Origin of the sequence: Flavobacterium macrobrachii (genome assembly GCF_014486675.1) — a bacterium.
Lineage (GTDB): Bacteria > Bacteroidota > Bacteroidia > Flavobacteriales > Flavobacteriaceae > Flavobacterium > Flavobacterium macrobrachii.
Genome location: NZ_JACTAC010000002.1, coordinates 113,368 through 130,245, shown reverse-complemented (window position 1 = coordinate 130,245; position 16,878 = coordinate 113,368). Strand labels below are relative to the sequence as shown.

The window sequence follows — 16,878 nt, the reverse complement described above, 5'->3', positions numbered from 1 at the left end:
ACTGCATTACTTCGTTTTTTTTAATCTTACTTTCTTTACTTGATAGTATAGCTTGATAGGAGGAAAATTTGTATTCTTCAAAATCCAAGCCTAAATGATGCGTTGGGTTTAAATGAACATATACTATTAAGCTTCTCAAATATTCCTCATTCTTTAATCGAATTCTTTTAAAATGTTTCTCAAAAAGACTTCCTGTTCTATTGTTTTGTTTGTTAAAAGCTTTAACATAAGAGTTAAAAAAATTTGAAAATAGCTGTGTTACTTGCTTTTCATCTTCATCTATTCTTACAACAAAATGAAAATGATTGTCCATCAAACAATAGGCAAAAAATGAAACTTTATCGTTAATATATTTATCCAATTGTTTTAAGAAAAAGGTTTTGTTTTCGTTACTGTTAAAAATATTACAACCATTTATTCCTTTGTTGTAAATATGGTAGTAGTGGTTTTTTTCTAGTAACTCTAATTTCATTTTTTACTTGTTGCTTTACTTATTGTCTTACTTATACCTACAAGGTTTTGAAAACCTTGCAGGATAACTAAACTTACTTTTGATACTCCTTCACCGCTTCGACAAAAGCCTTCGCATGATCGACAGGAATATTTGGTAAAATTCCGTGACCAAGGTTTACTATATAATTGTCTTTTCCGAATTCGTCTATCATTTCGTGTACCATTTTTTTGATGGTTGGAATTGGCGAAAGTAATCTTGAAGGATCAAAATTTCCTTGCAAGGTGATTTTTCCACCTGTTAAATAACGAGCATTTCTGGCTAAACATGTCCAATCTACACCAAGTGCTGATGCTTTGGATTTTGCCATATCATTTAGGGCGAACCAACATCCTTTTCCGAAAACAATCACTTTGGTATCTTCAGCTAATGCTTCTACTATTTGGTTAATGTACTGCCATGAAAATTCTTGATAATCAACTGGCGAAAGCATTCCGCCCCAAGAATCAAAAATTTGAACGGCATTGACACCTGCTTTTACTTTTTCTTTTAGATATAGAATAGTTGTGTCGGTGATTTTTTGTAATAATGTATGTGCTGCTACTGGATTGGAAAAACAAAATCCTTTGGCTGTATCAAAACTTTTGGAACCTTTTCCTTCTACAGCATAGCAGAAAATCGTCCATGGTGAACCAGCAAAACCAATCAGCGGCACTTCATCGTTCAACATTTCTTTGGTTAATTTGATGGCATCCATGACATAACCCAAAGTTTCTTGAATGTTTGGAACAAAAACTTGATTTACTTGTTCCATGGTTCGGATTGGATTTGGAATAATTGGTCCCAAATTGTCTTTCAATTCTACGTGAATTCCCATGGCTCTTGGAACTACCAAAATATCTGAAAACAAAATGGCGGCATCTGGTTTTACAATTCGAATAGGTTGCACTGTAATTTCGGCTGCTAATTCTGGTGTTTCGCAACGAGTGAAAAAATCGTATTTGTCTCGCAATGCTCTGAATTCTGGTAAATATCTTCCGGCTTGACGCATCATCCAAACTGGTGGACGTTCTACAGTTTCGTTGTTTAAGGCGCGAAGGAATAGGTCGTTTTTAATCATATCTTTTCTGGTTTAGACCTGACAGGTTTTGTAAACCTGTCAGGTCTTATTTTAATTATAATATTTTATTACTTCTGCAATCACGTTTTCAATTTTGGGTTGTGATGCAATGATGATTTTTTCTGTTTTTTCTTTTAAAGTTTCAGCAGTTGTATAACCAATGCAAAAACATATTTTATTGTCTATTTCGTTTTCTTTCAGATAGCTTTCTACGGCAGAAGGACTGAAAAAAAGAACGGCATTGTGTCTCATGTCAATTTTATGCGATGTTAAAACGGTTTGATATACTTCGATTTCATCTAATTGTATTTGTGCCAATTGTAACGCATCTGGCAAAATGTTTCGACGAATGTTTCCGCTAAAAAACGTGAAACTATTTTTGGAATATTGGTTACAAATTACCGAAGCCAATTCGGCAGCATACTCTGAAAACAGAACAACTTCAATTCCGTTTTGTTCCAAAAGTTTTTTGGTTTTTTCACCTACACAAAATGCTTTTTTGGTTTTAATTTGGTCAATATTTTTATGTAAAAGAACGCTTTCTACGGCATTTTGGCTGGTAAAAATCAAATAATCGTTTAATTCCTCAAAATTGAAATTATGGTATTTGATGCTAATAAAATCTTTGTCAATTACCGAAAAATTCGCGCTCAACAAGGGTAACTTTTGGTCTTCCGAAAGCAATTTAGTTGATACTATGCGAATTTCATTTTCCATGTTTATTTTTTGAACATTATTTTTTTTAACTTTTTAAAACATTAAGAAATTAAGAAAATTAAGTGTTTTACTATTTATTTTTTAAACCATTGATTTTTTTCTTTTGAACCATTAAGGTATTAAGAAAAATTAAGAGTAAAACTTAATACCTTAATGGTTCAATTTTATTTCTTCAACTGTTTCTTAATTTCTATCATAAGTTCATTTCCTCCGTTTTCTAAAATTTCTTTGGCACAAGAAAATCCTAGTTTTTTCCATTCTGAAATATCAACTTTTTTACTGATTTCCAGTTTTTGTTTTCCATCAATCGAAAGTAACACACCTTCAAATTCTATTGTATCGTTTGGTTCATCGTATTTTGCTAAAGCTCCAATTGGTGCTGTACATCCGCCTTCGAGTGTTTTAAGAAATTGTCTTTCGATATAGGTGCAAATCTCTGTTTCTATATGATTTAACTGCGAAAGAGCATCAATAGTAAAATTGTCATTTGCCATTGCTACCACAACCATTGCACCTTGTGCAGGTGCCGGAATCATCCAATCTAAATCTATAAAACTTTCTGGTTTTAAATTTATTCGTTCCAAACCTGCAGCTGCAAAAACGGCTCCATTCCAATCGTTATCATTTAGTTTTTGCATGCGTGTGTTTACATTTCCACGTAAATCTACCACAGTATGTTTTGGATATTTGTTCCACCATTGTGCTTGACGACGCAAACTTCCGGTGGCAATTGTTCCCTCATTTTCCAGAAAATCTAAATTTCCTTTGTGAACCAAAATATCCAATACGTTGGCGCGTTTTAAAACGGCAGCTTGAACGATTCCTATTGGCAAAGCAGTTGGCACATCTTTCATGGAATGAACCGCAATATCAACTTGACCATTAATCATTGCAATATCGAGTGTTTTGGTAAAAATCCCTGTAATTCCAAGTTCGTAAAGTGGCTTATCAAGAATGATATCACCTTGGGATTTTACAGCAATAATTTCGGTTTTGTATCCTAAATCGTTGAGTTGTTTTTGAACTGTGTGCGCTTGCCAAAGGGCTAATTCGCTATCGCGTGTTCCTATTCGTATTGTTTTATTAACCATTTTATTGTTTTTGAAACATTAAGAAATTAAGATTCATTAAGCATTTAATCATCTAATCTTGAAAAATATTCATTAACAAATGGCTTCATTGATTTTGTGATATTTGTTGTGTAGAAATTTATCAGTAATCCTTGAGGTTTTTCTAATAATTTCATGTAGGTTAAAAGTTGAGATTCATGAATAGGTGCCAATTTTTCGACTGTTTTTAGTTCAACAATTACTGTATCATTAACTAATAAATCTATTTTTAATGTTGAATCTAACTCTAAATCATCATATTCAATTTTGACATTAAGCTGTTGTTTAACGTCATATCCATTTCTTTCTAATTCAAATTTTAAGCATTGCTCATAAACACTTTCTAGTAGTCCTGGACCTAGTTTTTTATGAACTTTTATTGCCAATCCAGTTATTTCGAAAGATAATTTAGTTACTTCTTTTTTTGTCATTTTTTAATTTGTTCTAAATGAATCTTAATTTCTTAATGTTTCAAATAATTTTAATTAAAAAAATGATTTTTCTTGTTCTAATTGAAAAACTTTTTCAATCCATTCAATTCCTTCATCCATTGAGTCGCCATCTTTTAAATGGTTTACAAAATGATTGGTTATTTTTTGAATGATTCTGTTGCTGATAAGTTCGGCTTGTTGTTCGTCGAAATTGGATAATTTTTTACGTTGTACGTTTAGTTCGCCTTCTTTTATAGAATTTAGTTTTTCTTTTAACGCCTGAATGGTTGGAGCAAATTTTCTGTTTTTTGCCCAAGCTGAAAATTCTTCTTTTATTTCTTCAATTATAGCTTCGGCAGCTGGAATATGTAGTTTTCGGTTTTCAAGCGTTTCATCCGTCATTTGAGAAAGATGATCTAAATGAATAAGCGTTACTCCATCAACTTCTTGAACATTTTCATGTACGTTTTTTGGAATGGATAAATCTAAAATGAGTAACGGTTTTTTTAAATTCAAAATCGTTTTGTCAATCGTAGGGTTTTGTGCGCCAGTAGCAACCACAACCACATCAGCTTTTTGAAGTTCTAATTGTAAATCGGCATAATCTTTAACAACTAAATCTAATTTTTGCGCCAATTTCTCCGCTTTGTCTTTGGTTCGATTTATTAATGTAATTTGTTGATGCTTTGTGTGTTTTACAAGATTTTCACAAGTGTTTCTACCTATTTTTCCTGTTCCGAAAAGAAGGATATTTTTATTGGAAATATCTTCAACGTTTCTAATGATGTATTGAACCGATGCAAAAGAAACCGATGTTGCTCCAGAAGAAATTTCGGTATCGGTTTTTATTTTTTTGCTTGCTTGTATTACTGAATTAACCAATCTTTCCAGAAAAGCATTCACTAAACCGTTTGATTTACTTTCTGCAAAAGCTGTTTTTATTTGACTGATTATTTCGAAATCACCAAGAATTTGACTGTCTAAACCAGTTCCAACGCGAAACATGTGGCTGATAGCATCTTGATTTTTGTAGATGTATGCTACTTCTTGAAATTCAGGAACTGAGCCTTGACTGTTTTCACAAAGTAATTTAATTAGTTCATAAGGATGATTGGCAAAACCATAAATTTCAGTTCGGTTACAAGTTGAAGTAACGATTAAAGATTCGATTCCTTCGGCTTCGGCTTGCATCAATAACGTTGACTTAGCTTTAGCATCTAAACTGAATTTACCTCTAATTTGGGCATCTGCTTTTTTATAACTAAGTCCTACGGCGTAAAAAGAGGTATGTTTCGACATATTAAAATTTTCCATAAATTACTTTCCTTAAAAAGTTCAACAAAAATAGTAGCATACTATTTATAAAAGTAACGCTAGAAGTACTTTTTGTGTCGCTGTGAGATTTTTTACAGCTGATTTATCTTTTTAGCGTTATTTATTATAAATTTGTAGTGAAATCAAGTCTTCGCAAATTTCTTATGTAGATTAATTCTAAATAACATTTTTACTTGAGTTCAGATTTATATACGAAAAAATATCGCTATGGGTTCTCAAGAAATAATAAATATTGAAAATGATTTTACTTTAATTCGTTTTCAAAATGATGGAAATGAAATTTTTCATGTGAAAAAGCATATAAATCAAGGACTTATACAATTTCATTTTGGTATAAAAGGAAAGGCGAAATTTATTTTCAATCAAGGAAATTATGCTTTAGATTTGAACGAAGAGAAGTCGCTGTTGTTTTATAATCCACAAAAAGAGTTGCCATTAGACTTGGAATTAGCGCCAAATTCTTGGGTGATTTCGGTTATTATTTCTATTCAAAAGTTTCATTCTTTGTTTTCGAATGAGGCAAATCACATTCCTTTTTTAAGTCCTGAGAACAACGATAAAAAATATTATAAGGAAGAAAATATCAGTCCATCGATGGCCATTGTATTAAGTCAAATGTTTCATTACACCTTAAATCCTTCGATAAAAAATTTGTATTACAAAGGAAAAGGATACGAATTGTTAAGTTTATTTTTCAACAGAAATGAAGATCCAAATGCAGAACAATGTCCGTTTTTGATTGATGAAGAAAATGTTTTGAAAATCAAAAAAGCCAAGGAAATTATCATCAATAACATGGCTGAACCGCCAGGATTGGAGGATTTAGCGGAACAAGTTGGATTGAGTTTAAAGAAACTAAAAATGGGTTTCAAACAAATTTATGGCGATACCGTTTACGGATTTCTTTTTGATTATAAAATGGATTACGCTCGACAATTACTAGATTCGGGTTCGTATAATGTAAACGAAGTTGGATTGAAAATTGGCTACAGCACCGGAAGTCATTTTATTGCAGCTTTCAAGAAAAAATTTGCAACAACCCCGAAAAAATATTTGATGAGTTTAAGTTCAAATACCTAGTGCTATTAATTTCGTATATCAAACAATCGATAAAAAAAGTATAAACACAAAATCTTAAAAAGTAAATAAATTACTTTTACAAAAAAATTGCCACAATGAAAGGAGTATTATTAGTAAACTTAGGTTCGCCAGAAAGTCCAACACCAAAAGATGTTAAGCCTTATTTAGATGAATTTTTAATGGATAAATACGTAATTGACGTTCCGTTTTTATTGCGTGCTTTATTAGTTAGAGGAATAATTTTGCAAACACGTCCAAAAAAATCTGCAGAAGCTTATGCTCGAATTTGGACAGATGAAGGTTCGCCGTTAATTGTGATTTCAAAAAGAATGCACAAAAAAGTGCAAAGTTTGGTTGATATTCCTGTTGCTTTAGCGATGCGTTATGGAACGATGACCATTCAAAAAGGCTTGCAAGAACTAAAAGATAAAGGCGTAACCGATGTAATGCTCCTAGCTTTGTATCCACAATATGCCATGGCTTCAACCACGACGATTTGGGCCTTGGCAGATGAATTGGTTGCCAATAAATTTCCAGAAATGAAGCTGACTAAAGTTCCAGCGTTTTACAACAAACCCGATTATATTCAGGCATTGGCCAATTCGATTAAGAACCATTTGGAAGGATTTGAATACGACCATTTATTGTTTTCGTATCACGGAATTCCGAAACGTCATATTCGCAAAACGGATGTGACCAAATCGCATTGTAAAATGGATAGAACGTGTTGTAATACGCCATCGCCAGCTCATGAATTTTGCTACAGTCATCAATGTTATGAAACGACTAAACAAGTGGTAAAATTACTTGGAATTCCAGAAGGAAAATACAGTCAAACCTTCCAATCTCGATTGGCTGGTGACAAATGGTTAACGCCATACACTGATGTTGAAATCAACAAAATGCCCGAACAAGGAATTAAGAAATTGGCCGTTGTAACTCCAGCATTTGTTGCCGATTGTTTAGAAACATTGGAAGAAATTGCTATGGAAGCCAATGAACAATTTTTACATCATGGTGGCGAAGAGTTCATGGCAATTCCATGCATGAATGACGATGACGAATGGTGTGGTGTTGTGGCGAATTGGGTGAAGGATTTCCAGAGAAAATAGAAAAAAGATGAAAGAAAATAGACTATTAAAAATCTCTCTTTTATTATTTTTGAATTTAACATTTTTTGGTTGTAGTTCAGTTAAAATCGATGAAGCACAAAAAAGATTTTTTCTAAAGAATAAAGGGAAAGTTAAATATTTTTTAATAGAGTATATTAATAAAAATAGAGCATTAATCGGAGAAGTTCCAACACTAATAATTAATAAAATAGATGGACAAGAAATTATTCGTTCGGATAGAGAATTTAATTCTAAGCTAAATCTAAAAAGAAGTGACCTAATAAGAATAGAAATTCTTTCGATTGAAAAAAGTATTCCATTATATGGTTCTGCGGGGAAAAATGGAGTTTTAACTATTTATTGTTACGGAAAACCAAACTTATAAATAATGGAACTTTACAACTATATAAAATCACTTCATTTAATCTTTATAATCACTTGGTTTGCGGGTTTGTTTTACATTGTTCGTTTGTTTGTATATCAAATTGAAGCCAACGAAAAGCCTTCGCCAGAGAGAGAAATTTTGTTAGCGCAATATAAAATAATGACCTATCGATTGTGGTTCATCATCACTTGGCCGAGTGCTGTTTTAGCAACAATTTTTGCACTTTGGTTGTTGTTTCTAATGCCTGGATGGTTGCTAATGCCATGGATGCAAGTCAAATTAGGTTTTGTAGTTTTACTTTTGGCTTATCATTTAAAATGCCATCAAATTTATTCCCAATTACAAAACGATCAATTTAAATACAGTTCCAATTTTATGCGTCTTTGGAACGAAGGTGCAACAATAATATTGTTTTCCGTTGTTTTTTTAGTAATTTTAAAAAATGCTTTCAACTGGATTTATGGCGTCATCGGAATTATTTTATTTTCTGTTTTGATTATGCTTGGATTTAAGTTTTATAAAAGAATAAGAGAAAAGTAGTAATTAGTGAATAGTATCTTGCATTTTTCTATTCACTGATTACTATTGACTAATCATTTACAAATGAACAATTTCAAAATAGCACGACTTTCCCTCAGAACGAGAATTTTCTTGTCGATGATTGTTTTGATATTAATTGCGTCAATTTTGATGGCTTCTATTTCAGTTATTCAATTTAAAAATGAAGCAAAAGAATACCATCAAGAACGTTTAGACCGAAAAGAATTTGCCATAAAAGAACACATCAATTATGTGCTTTCTACAACAACTTATCCGCTAACTGCCGAAAATCTTCCGCTGGTTTTTAAAGATAAAATCCATGAATTAGCCGATATTCACAACGTTGAAATTAACATCTATTCACTTGAAGGAAAACTTGTTAAATCATCAAAAGCTTCGTTTTCTGTGGATAAAGTTGCACCGCCAATTCCAAATTATGTTCTAAAATTAGTACAATCTTCTGTTGACAAGCGCTATGTTGACATTAAAAGCATCAATGGTGTAAAAAACCGTTCTTCGTTTAGCCAAATCAAAGACGAAAAGTTCAAACCTCTTGGAATTTTGAACATTCCTTATGTAGAAGATGATGGTTTTTATGAAAGTGAATTACGTCAGTTTTTAATCCGATTAAGTCAGGTGTATTCATTTATGTTGATTGTAGCTTTTGCATTGGCTTATTTTTTAGCGAGTTACATCACAAAACCGCTTAAAACCATTTCGGATAAAATCAACGAAACAAGTTTAAATCAAAAAAACGAAAAAATCGTCATTGAAGCCAACAGCCGAGAAATCAATTCGTTGATAAATGCTTATAATCAAATGGTTGATAAATTGGAAGAAAGTGCGAGCAAATTAGCACAAAGCGAACGTGAACAAGCTTGGCGCGAAATGGCAAAACAAGTGGCACACGAAATCAAAAATCCACTAACGCCAATGCGTTTAACCGTGCAAAGTTTTCAGCGAAAATTTGATTTAGAAGATCCTAATTTGAAACAAAAAGTAGATGATTATTCTAAAACTTTGATACAGCAAATTGACACAATGACTTCGGTAGCATCAGCATTTTCAAACTTTGCTTCGATGCCTGCACAACAAAACGAAACACTAAACGTAGTTGAAGTTGTAGAATTTTCATTGGATATTTTCAACGAAGATTTTATCCAATTTAAAAGCCAAAAAGACGAAATTATTGCCGTTTTAGATAGAACACAACTCATTAGAATTATTACCAATTTGGTTAAAAACGCTATTCAATCCATTCCTGAAGACCAAGATTTAAAAGTAGTTTTGGTTTCGGTTAAAGAAAAAGAAACAATGGTTGAAATCACCGTTACCGATAACGGAATTGGAATTGAAGAAATCAATAGAGAGAAAATTTTTGAACCAAAATTCACCACTAAAAACAGCGGAATGGGATTAGGTTTAGGAATTATCAAAAACATTATCGAAAATTACAAAGGAACAATTACATTTGAAACAGAACTCGGAAAAGGCACTACATTTATAGTTTCTTTGCCAAAAAAATAAGCACAGATTTATACAAATTAAAATTTAGAATATACTATGAATTTCGAAAACATACTCATTACTACCGAAAACGGAATTGGACAAGTAACCATAAATCGTCCATCAAAATTAAACGCTTTAAATGTTGCTACTATAAAAGAGTTGCACGATGCTTTTGAAAACCTTGAAAAAGATGACAATGTTCGCGTAATTATCATCAGTGGCGAAGGCGACAAAGCATTTGTTGCTGGTGCAGATATTTCGGAATTTGCTAATTTTTCGGTTGAAGAAGGCGCACAATTGGCGGCTCAAGGACAAGAATTATTATTTGATTTTGTAGAAAAATTAAAAACGCCAGTAATTGCTGCTGTTAATGGTTTTGCACTTGGCGGTGGATTGGAATTGGCCATGGCGTGTCATTTTAGAATTGCTTCCGATAATGCCAAAATGGGATTACCAGAAGTTTCTCTTGGCGTAATTCCAGGTTATGGCGGAACGCAACGTTTACCTCAACTCATTGGGAAAGGTCGCGCAATGGAATTAATCATGACTGCTGGAATGATTGATGCCGAAACCGCAAAATCTTATGGATTAGTAAATCATGTTGTTCCACAAGCCGAATTATTAGAATTCACCAAAGGAATTGCTGCCAAAATCATGAAAAATTCCCCAATGGCAATCGGCAAAGCTATCAAAGCAATAAATGCTAATTACAAATATGATGTTGACGGATTTGATGTAGAAATTAGAAACTTCGGAAAATGTTTTGGCACCGAAGATTTTAAAGAAGGAACAACAGCTTTCTTAGAGAAAAGAAAAGCTAGTTTTACTGGGAAGTAAATTATAAAACAAAAAGAGAACCAATTTAGGTTCTCTTTTTTTATTTCTCGCCTTCCCATTCGGCATAAAATTGCGACAGGAAATTTTCCATGTATTTATGGCGTTCCAAAGCGATTTTCTTTCCTGTTTCGGTGTTCATCTTGTCTTTTAAGAGCAACAATTTTTCGTAGAAATGATTTATCGTTGGCGAATCACTTTTTTTGTATTCATCCTTGGTCATATTCATTTTTGGAGGAATTGCTGGGTTGAATAATGCTCTATTTTTAAATCCACCATAGTTGAAACATCTGGCAATTCCAATAGCGCCAATGGCATCCAACCTGTCGGCATCTTGAACAATTTCGAGTTCTTTTGAAGTAAATTTCTTTTCAAAATTTCCACCTTTAAACGAAATATTCTCAATGATATTTACCACATGTTGAATGGTTTGTTCGGAAACATTTTCTTTTTCGAGAAAATTTCGAGCTGTTTTTGGTCCAACCGTTTCGTCTCCATTATGAAACTTACTATCGGCAATATCGTGAAGCAAAGCACCGAGTTTAACAACTTCCAAATCACATTCTTCTTCTCGTGCAATCAACAATGCGTTTTTATACACACGTTCAATATGAAACCAATCGTGTCCACCTTCGGCATTTTCTAATTGTTGTTTTACAAAAAGTATGGTATTATCTATTACTGACATAAATTTTGGTTTAAAAAAATCCTTTCTTTTCGGAAAGGATTTAGTTTATATTTCTTTTACTTGATTAAAGCCGGTTCAACCCATTTGAAGATTTTAGTTTCATCTGGCAATACTAATCGTTCCGATATTTTTGCCATTCTAGCTGGTAATTTCATTAAATAATCACGGGCTTTTTCGGCTTCATCGGTTAGATTAGTCATTTTTGAAATTTCCCATTTATCAACTAATTTCTGCAAAATATCTACATAATCATTAGCCGTATAAACTCCAATTTTTTGAGCTGAATTAGAAAACTCTTCAAATGCTGTGCTTATTTTTTCTCCTGATTCTCTCAAGAAATGAGCTGGCATCGTAATTTTTTGCTTCATCATATATTGAAAAGCCAACATCATTTCGGAAGGATCAACTTTAAAAATTTGAGTTACAAATTCCGAATACGCATGATGATGACGCATTTCGTCACCAGCAATCATTTTGCAAAGTTTAGACAATTTCTTATCACCATATTGTTTCGCCAATTGTGAAACTCTATTGTGTGAAATATAGGTTGCCAATTCCTGAAAACTGGTGTAAACAAAGTTTTTATACGGATCTTTTCCGGTTCCAATGTCGAATCCGTCATTGATTAAATGTTGTGTCGTAACCTCAACTTCACGCATATTTACTCGACCTGATAAATACAAATATTTATTCAACAAATCACCATGACGGTTTTCTTCACCAGTCCATTGTCGAACCCATTTTGACCAACCATTTCGAGCTTCGTTATCAACACCTTCTACTTCCATCAACCAAGATTCGTATGTAGGCAAAGCTTCTTCGGTAATCGTATCTCCAACCATTACAACCCAAAAATCATAGGGTAAATCTTTGGCTATTTCGCGTAATTCTTTTACTTCTTCAATGAAGTTTTCGTTTTCCGAATTGGGTAAAAAATCAGAAGGTTGCCAAATTTTTTCTACCGGAATCAAAAACTGATCGACAAAACTATCGACGTTTTTTTCCAAAAACTGCATTACTTCCAATCGGACATTTTTTAATGACATTCTATTTATTTTTAATTATATTTTGATAGCGCTTACAACAGCACTTTCTGTTTTTTGGATGATTTCTTCAAATGAATAATCCTTTACCGCCATTGGTTGATGAATTATAAATTCTAATTTATTTCCTAATCCCATTGGAAAAGCACCAAATTTGACCATTTTCCATGAATTATTAATTGAAATTGGAACTATATAAGCATTCGGTGCATATTTACATAAAATCTTCAAACCGCTCTGAGCAAATTCCTTTGGTTTTCCGGTTTTACTTCTCGTTCCTTCTGGGAAAATTACAGCTGACCGTTTATTTTTTTCAATGTATTCACCCAATCCTTTAATTACTGGTAAAGCTTGTTTTGGATCTTTTCTATCGATTAAAACTGAACCTCCGTGACGCAAATTATAAGAAACACTCGGAATGCCTTTTCCTAATTCTTTTTTGCTGACAAACTTAGCATGAAATCGTCGTAAATACCAGATAATCCCTATGATATCATACAAACTTTGATGATTTGCCACAAAAATTATCGGGACATTATTTGGAATGACTTCTTTGTTTTTAACTGAATAAGTTGTTCCTAAAATATTCGTACATCTGACTAAAAACAGATTTAGGTAATCTACACTTTTTTTGTGCGCTTGATATCCAAAAACATTGAGACAAATCCATTGAATTGGATGAAAAATAACCAATGTCAATCCGAAACACAAATAATAAACGACTGATATCGGGTAAGAAACCAGTTTTTCCATAGTTTTCAAAAATAGAATACAAAAGTACGGATTATATTTGGCTTTAGATTGTTTATAAATCTTAAATTATTGTTGAATTTCACATCAAAAAAAGCATTATTTTTACGAAAAATAAGTGCAAATCAATTTATAAAAGAGAAAATGAGTTCAGAAAAAGAAGCCAAATTAAAAGCATTACAATTAACATTAGACAAACTAGATAAAGCTTACGGAAAAGGAACCGTTATGAAAATGGGCGACAGAGCTGTTGAAGAAGTAGAAGTTATTTCTTCGGGTTCGCTTGGTCTTGATTTAGCTTTGGGTGTAAATGGTTATCCAAAAGGAAGAATTATCGAAATATATGGTCCAGAATCTTCGGGTAAAACAACGTTAACGCTTCATGCCATTGCCGAAGCTCAAAAAGCTGGCGGAATTGCAGCATTTATTGATGCCGAACATGCTTTTGACAGACATTATGCTGAAAAATTAGGTGTTGATATTGAAAATCTTATCATTTCGCAACCTGATAACGGAGAGCAAGCTTTGGAAATTGCCGAAAACCTTATCCGTTCAGGAGCAATTGATATTGTGGTTATTGACTCGGTTGCCGCTTTAACACCAAAAAGTGAAATTGAAGGCGAAATGGGCGATTCAAAAATGGGATTACACGCTCGATTAATGTCACAAGCCTTGAGAAAATTAACTGGAACAATTAGTAAAACACATTGTACTGTATTTTTTATCAATCAGTTGAGAGAGAAAATTGGGGTAATGTTTGGAAATCCTGAAACAACAACTGGAGGAAATGCGTTGAAATTCTATGCTTCTGTTCGTTTAGATATTCGTCGCGCTTCACAAATCAAAGACGGTGAAAATGTAATTGGTAACAGAACCAAGGTAAAAGTAATCAAGAACAAAGTTGCACCACCATTTAAAACCGCTGAATTTGACATCATGTATGGCGAAGGTGTTTCAAAAACTGGAGAGATTTTGGATTTGGCTGTTGAATTTGAAATTATTAAAAAAGCAGGTTCGTGGTTCAGTTACGGCGATACAAAACTTGGACAAGGTCGTGATGCCGTAAAAGCTTTAATTAAAGACAATCCAGAATTAGCCGACGAATTGGAACAAAAAATCAAAGAGTATATCAAAGAAAATAATGCTTAAAATGTTAAATCCCGTTAAAAGCGGGATTTTTTTATAAAACTAACGCAACCATTAGTAAAATAGAACATCTAACTGAAAAAGAATACCAAAAATGAAGAAGTTTATTTTTATAACATTATCAAGTTTACTATTGTTTTCATGTAGTCTTGAGAACACAAATGAAGGGTTTAATCCAGAAATTGTACCCGTTTCAAGTGTAGAAATGCCAACTAAATTTAGGGTTGATAGCATTACTGAAATTCCGGTTACATACATAAGACCAACATCATGTCACGTGTTTTCGAATTTTTATTATAACAGCATTGGTAATGAAAGAACAGTTGCTGTTTATTGTTCAAAAGTTAGTAATTCAAACTGTATTGATGGTAGTGGAAACAATTATCCACTAACCGTTCCATTAAGTTTCAAACCAAAAGCAATAGGAACATATCACTTTAGATTTTGGACAGGAGTTGATACTAACGGAACTGACCAATATATTGTGCACGAAGTAGTTGTTGATCATTAAATAGTAGACTTTGAGTATAGAACAACTCATAAATGATTGTAAAAAGAATGACATAAAAGCACAAGAACAATTATACCGACAATATGCTCCAAAATTGTTTTCTGTTTGCTTGAAGTATTCTCGTAACTATACCGAAGCACAAGATAATTTGCAAGATGGATTTTTACTCATTTTTGAAAAAATTCATCTGTTTTCTTTTAAAGGTTCTTTTGATGGCTGGATTAAAAAAGTAATGGTTAACTTCATTCTTCAACAATATCGAAAAGAAACCTTTTTGAGTTTAGTAAACGACAATGTTCCCGAAGAAATAGACGTAGAAATTGAAAACGAAGAGGAAATATCCATCGAGTTTTTAACCAAAATCATTCAGGAATTACCCGATAGATATCGATTGGTTTTCAATCTTTATACTATCGACGGCTATTCACATCAAGAAATTGCAGACATGCTTTCGATAAATATTGGCACATCAAAATCCAATTTATCCAGAGCAAAAATGATTTTAAAAGAAAAAATAGAACAAAATACTGGTAGTAAAAAAATACCATCCGTAAAATGAGTACAAGAAAAAATTTAGACCAACTCTTTCAGGAGAAATTTCAAAATTTTGAAGTCAGTCCGCCAGAATTTGTTTGGGAAAACATAGAAGAAAAACTAAAAGAAAAGAAAAAACGCCGCGTGATACCTTTTTGGTGGATATCATCTGGTGTTGCAGCACTTTTCGTGGTTGGTTTATTGGTTTGGAATTCCAATACTAATCAAACCATAAATACTTCTAACGGTATTGTCGTTAATAACAACAACAAACAAAGTTCTGATGAAAATGATACGTTAGACAATAAAAAATCTGATGTTATTTTTAACAAAAATGCATCCGAAAACAATCAAAACGCCATTGTCTCAACCGAAAATAGTAGTTCATCCGAAAGCAATTCTTCTGACGAAACTATAAACGAAGCAAATTCATCGGAATCAACAAAATTAAATACAAACAACAAAAAGAAAAAAACGGTTCAACAAAAAAATTCTGGAATTATTATAGCTAAAGAAGAAGCTGTTGCAACAAAAACAGAACATAAAAAATCGAACCATAAAAACACCAAATTCAATACAGTATCCGAAAACACTGCTGCATTTGAAAACAATAAAAATCCTTTAGCCGAAAACAATTTGGCTAAAGATGCTAAAGAAAAAAACAATTCAACTTTGATTGAAAATCAAAATCCGTTGAAAACAGAAAACAATATTGGAACTGATAAAATTGCTATGAAAAATCAAGACAATATTGCTATAAAAGGTGACATTACTATTCCAAAAGATTCTACAGCTGTTGCTACTGTAGAAAAAAACGAATTGGAAGAATTGCTAAATGAAAAAGAAAAACAGATTGCCAAAGAACAAAAATTAAATAGGTGGCAAGTTACACCTAATCTTGCTCCTATTTACTTTGGTTCTTTCGAGAACGGTTCGCCGCTTGACAATGCTTTGGATGAAAATACCAAAAGCTACAATAACAACATTAGTTATGGTGTTGCCGTTGATTATGCTGTGTCCAAAAAAGTAAAAATTAGAACTGGAGTTAATGCTTTTACTGTTAATTATAACACCAATGATATTACATTTTTTCAAAATAGTAATGCCAGAATGATGCGAAATGTTGATCCAACGCTTCAAGGTTCATTAATAGAAATTGTTCCTATTAAAAATGTTGTAACAACTTTTAACCGAACACAAGGAGAACAAAATCTTGGTGTATTAAACCAAAAAATGGGTTACATCGAAATGCCTTTCGAGGTTTCTTATAAATTAGTTGACAAAAAATTTGGCGTAGAAATCCTTGGTGGAATGAGTACTTTATTCCTTAATGAAAACGAAGTTTTTCTTCAAACCGATGATATGACGATGAAAATTGGCGAAGCGACTAACTTGAATTCTGTCCATTTTAGTACCAACTTTGGTGTTGGTTTAAACTATGGCTTTTTAAAGAATTTTCAAGCGCGAATTGAACCAACATTCAAATACCAACTCAATACTTTCACCCGAGATTCACAAAATTTCAAACCCTATATTTTTGGAATTTACACTGGTGTAAGTTATCGATTTTAAGTTTAGTTTAG

19 protein-coding genes are annotated in these 16,878 nt (G+C 32.5%); 10 read left to right on the top strand and 9 right to left on the bottom strand.

Features of this window, described 5'->3' with window-relative positions; genetic code table 11:
- The 6 genes from IAI56_RS01290 to hemA form a co-directional block, all read right to left on the bottom strand.
- On the bottom strand, positions 1-472 hold a 472-nt coding region (locus tag IAI56_RS01290; RefSeq protein WP_187656148.1), incomplete at its 3' end, for a transposase.
- Positions 473-545: 73 nt separating this feature from the next.
- Positions 546-1,571 carry a uroporphyrinogen decarboxylase gene (gene hemE / locus IAI56_RS01285; protein ID WP_187656147.1) on the bottom strand — a complete coding sequence of 342 codons (1,026 nt, stop codon included), beginning with the start codon at positions 1,569-1,571 and terminating at the stop codon, positions 546-548.
- Between the two features lie 51 nt (positions 1,572-1,622).
- Positions 1,623-2,288 (bottom strand): uroporphyrinogen-III synthase, encoded by a 666-nt coding sequence (locus IAI56_RS01280; protein WP_187656146.1) that lies wholly within the window; start codon positions 2,286-2,288, stop codon positions 1,623-1,625.
- A 164-nt stretch (positions 2,289-2,452) separates the two neighbouring features.
- Positions 2,453-3,379 carry a hydroxymethylbilane synthase gene (gene hemC, locus IAI56_RS01275; RefSeq protein WP_187656145.1) on the bottom strand — a complete coding sequence of 309 codons (927 nt, stop codon included), beginning with the start codon at positions 3,377-3,379 and terminating at the stop codon, positions 2,453-2,455.
- 44 nt (positions 3,380-3,423) lie between these two features.
- Complete coding sequence (locus tag IAI56_RS01270) at positions 3,424-3,828, bottom strand: GxxExxY protein (protein WP_187656144.1); 405 nt, start codon at positions 3,826-3,828, stop codon at positions 3,424-3,426.
- Between the two features lie 54 nt (positions 3,829-3,882).
- Positions 3,883-5,142, bottom strand: coding sequence for a glutamyl-tRNA reductase (gene hemA, locus IAI56_RS01265; protein ID WP_187656143.1), 1,260 nt, complete (start codon positions 5,140-5,142; stop codon positions 3,883-3,885).
- Between the two features lie 228 nt (positions 5,143-5,370).
- Here hemA and IAI56_RS01260 point away from each other — a divergent pair, with 228 nt between their 5' ends.
- The 6 genes from IAI56_RS01260 to IAI56_RS01235 all read left to right on the top strand — a co-directional run bounded on the left by IAI56_RS01260 (position 5,371) and on the right by IAI56_RS01235 (position 10,626).
- A complete protein-coding gene (locus IAI56_RS01260) occupies positions 5,371-6,243 on the top strand; it encodes a helix-turn-helix transcriptional regulator (RefSeq protein ID WP_187656142.1) in 873 nt (290 codons plus the stop codon).
- Between the two features lie 95 nt (positions 6,244-6,338).
- Positions 6,339-7,355: a ferrochelatase gene (gene hemH, locus IAI56_RS01255; protein WP_187656141.1), complete on the top strand. Its 1,017-nt coding sequence runs from the start codon at positions 6,339-6,341 to the stop codon at positions 7,353-7,355.
- 7 nt (positions 7,356-7,362) lie between these two features.
- Positions 7,363-7,740 (top strand): hypothetical protein, encoded by a 378-nt coding sequence (locus tag IAI56_RS01250; RefSeq protein WP_187656140.1) that lies wholly within the window; start codon positions 7,363-7,365, stop codon positions 7,738-7,740.
- A 3-nt stretch (positions 7,741-7,743) separates the two neighbouring features.
- Positions 7,744-8,280: a CopD family protein gene (locus IAI56_RS01245; RefSeq protein WP_187656139.1), complete on the top strand. Its 537-nt coding sequence runs from the start codon at positions 7,744-7,746 to the stop codon at positions 8,278-8,280.
- A 117-nt stretch (positions 8,281-8,397) separates the two neighbouring features.
- Entirely contained in the window at positions 8,398-9,807 is a 1,410-nt protein-coding gene (locus IAI56_RS01240; RefSeq protein WP_187656155.1) for a sensor histidine kinase, read from the top strand.
- Positions 9,808-9,843: 36 nt separating this feature from the next.
- The gene (locus IAI56_RS01235; RefSeq protein ID WP_187656138.1) at positions 9,844-10,626 is read left to right on the top strand and encodes an enoyl-CoA hydratase/isomerase family protein; all 783 of its coding nucleotides are present in this window, start codon (positions 9,844-9,846) and stop codon (positions 10,624-10,626) included.
- A 40-nt stretch (positions 10,627-10,666) separates the two neighbouring features.
- On the opposite strand, the gene IAI56_RS01230 is transcribed toward IAI56_RS01235, so the two are convergent.
- Genes IAI56_RS01230 through IAI56_RS01220 form a run of 3 tightly spaced genes read right to left on the bottom strand, consistent with a single transcriptional unit; the run spans position 10,667 to position 13,107 of the window.
- Entirely contained in the window at positions 10,667-11,311 is a 645-nt protein-coding gene (locus IAI56_RS01230) for an HD domain-containing protein (RefSeq protein ID WP_187656137.1), read from the bottom strand.
- 56 nt (positions 11,312-11,367) lie between these two features.
- Complete coding sequence (locus IAI56_RS01225) at positions 11,368-12,357, bottom strand: acyl-ACP desaturase (RefSeq protein ID WP_187656136.1); 990 nt, start codon at positions 12,355-12,357, stop codon at positions 11,368-11,370.
- Positions 12,358-12,372: 15 nt separating this feature from the next.
- Entirely contained in the window at positions 12,373-13,107 is a 735-nt protein-coding gene (locus tag IAI56_RS01220; protein ID WP_187656135.1) for a lysophospholipid acyltransferase family protein, read from the bottom strand.
- A 141-nt stretch (positions 13,108-13,248) separates the two neighbouring features.
- Between IAI56_RS01220 and recA the strand changes: the two genes are divergently transcribed.
- From recA to IAI56_RS01200, 4 genes are all read left to right on the top strand, one after another.
- Positions 13,249-14,253, top strand: a complete 1,005-nt coding sequence (recA, locus tag IAI56_RS01215) for a recombinase RecA (protein WP_169524444.1) — start codon at positions 13,249-13,251, stop codon at positions 14,251-14,253.
- Positions 14,254-14,344: 91 nt separating this feature from the next.
- Entirely contained in the window at positions 14,345-14,761 is a 417-nt protein-coding gene (locus IAI56_RS01210) for a hypothetical protein (protein WP_187656134.1), read from the top strand.
- 10 nt (positions 14,762-14,771) lie between these two features.
- Entirely contained in the window at positions 14,772-15,320 is a 549-nt protein-coding gene (locus IAI56_RS01205; protein WP_169524446.1) for an RNA polymerase sigma factor, read from the top strand.
- The gene (locus tag IAI56_RS01200) at positions 15,317-16,867 is read left to right on the top strand and encodes an outer membrane beta-barrel protein (protein ID WP_187656133.1); all 1,551 of its coding nucleotides are present in this window, start codon (positions 15,317-15,319) and stop codon (positions 16,865-16,867) included. Before IAI56_RS01205 ends, IAI56_RS01200 begins: the two co-directional genes overlap by 4 nt.
- Positions 16,868-16,878: the final 11 nt, after the last annotated feature.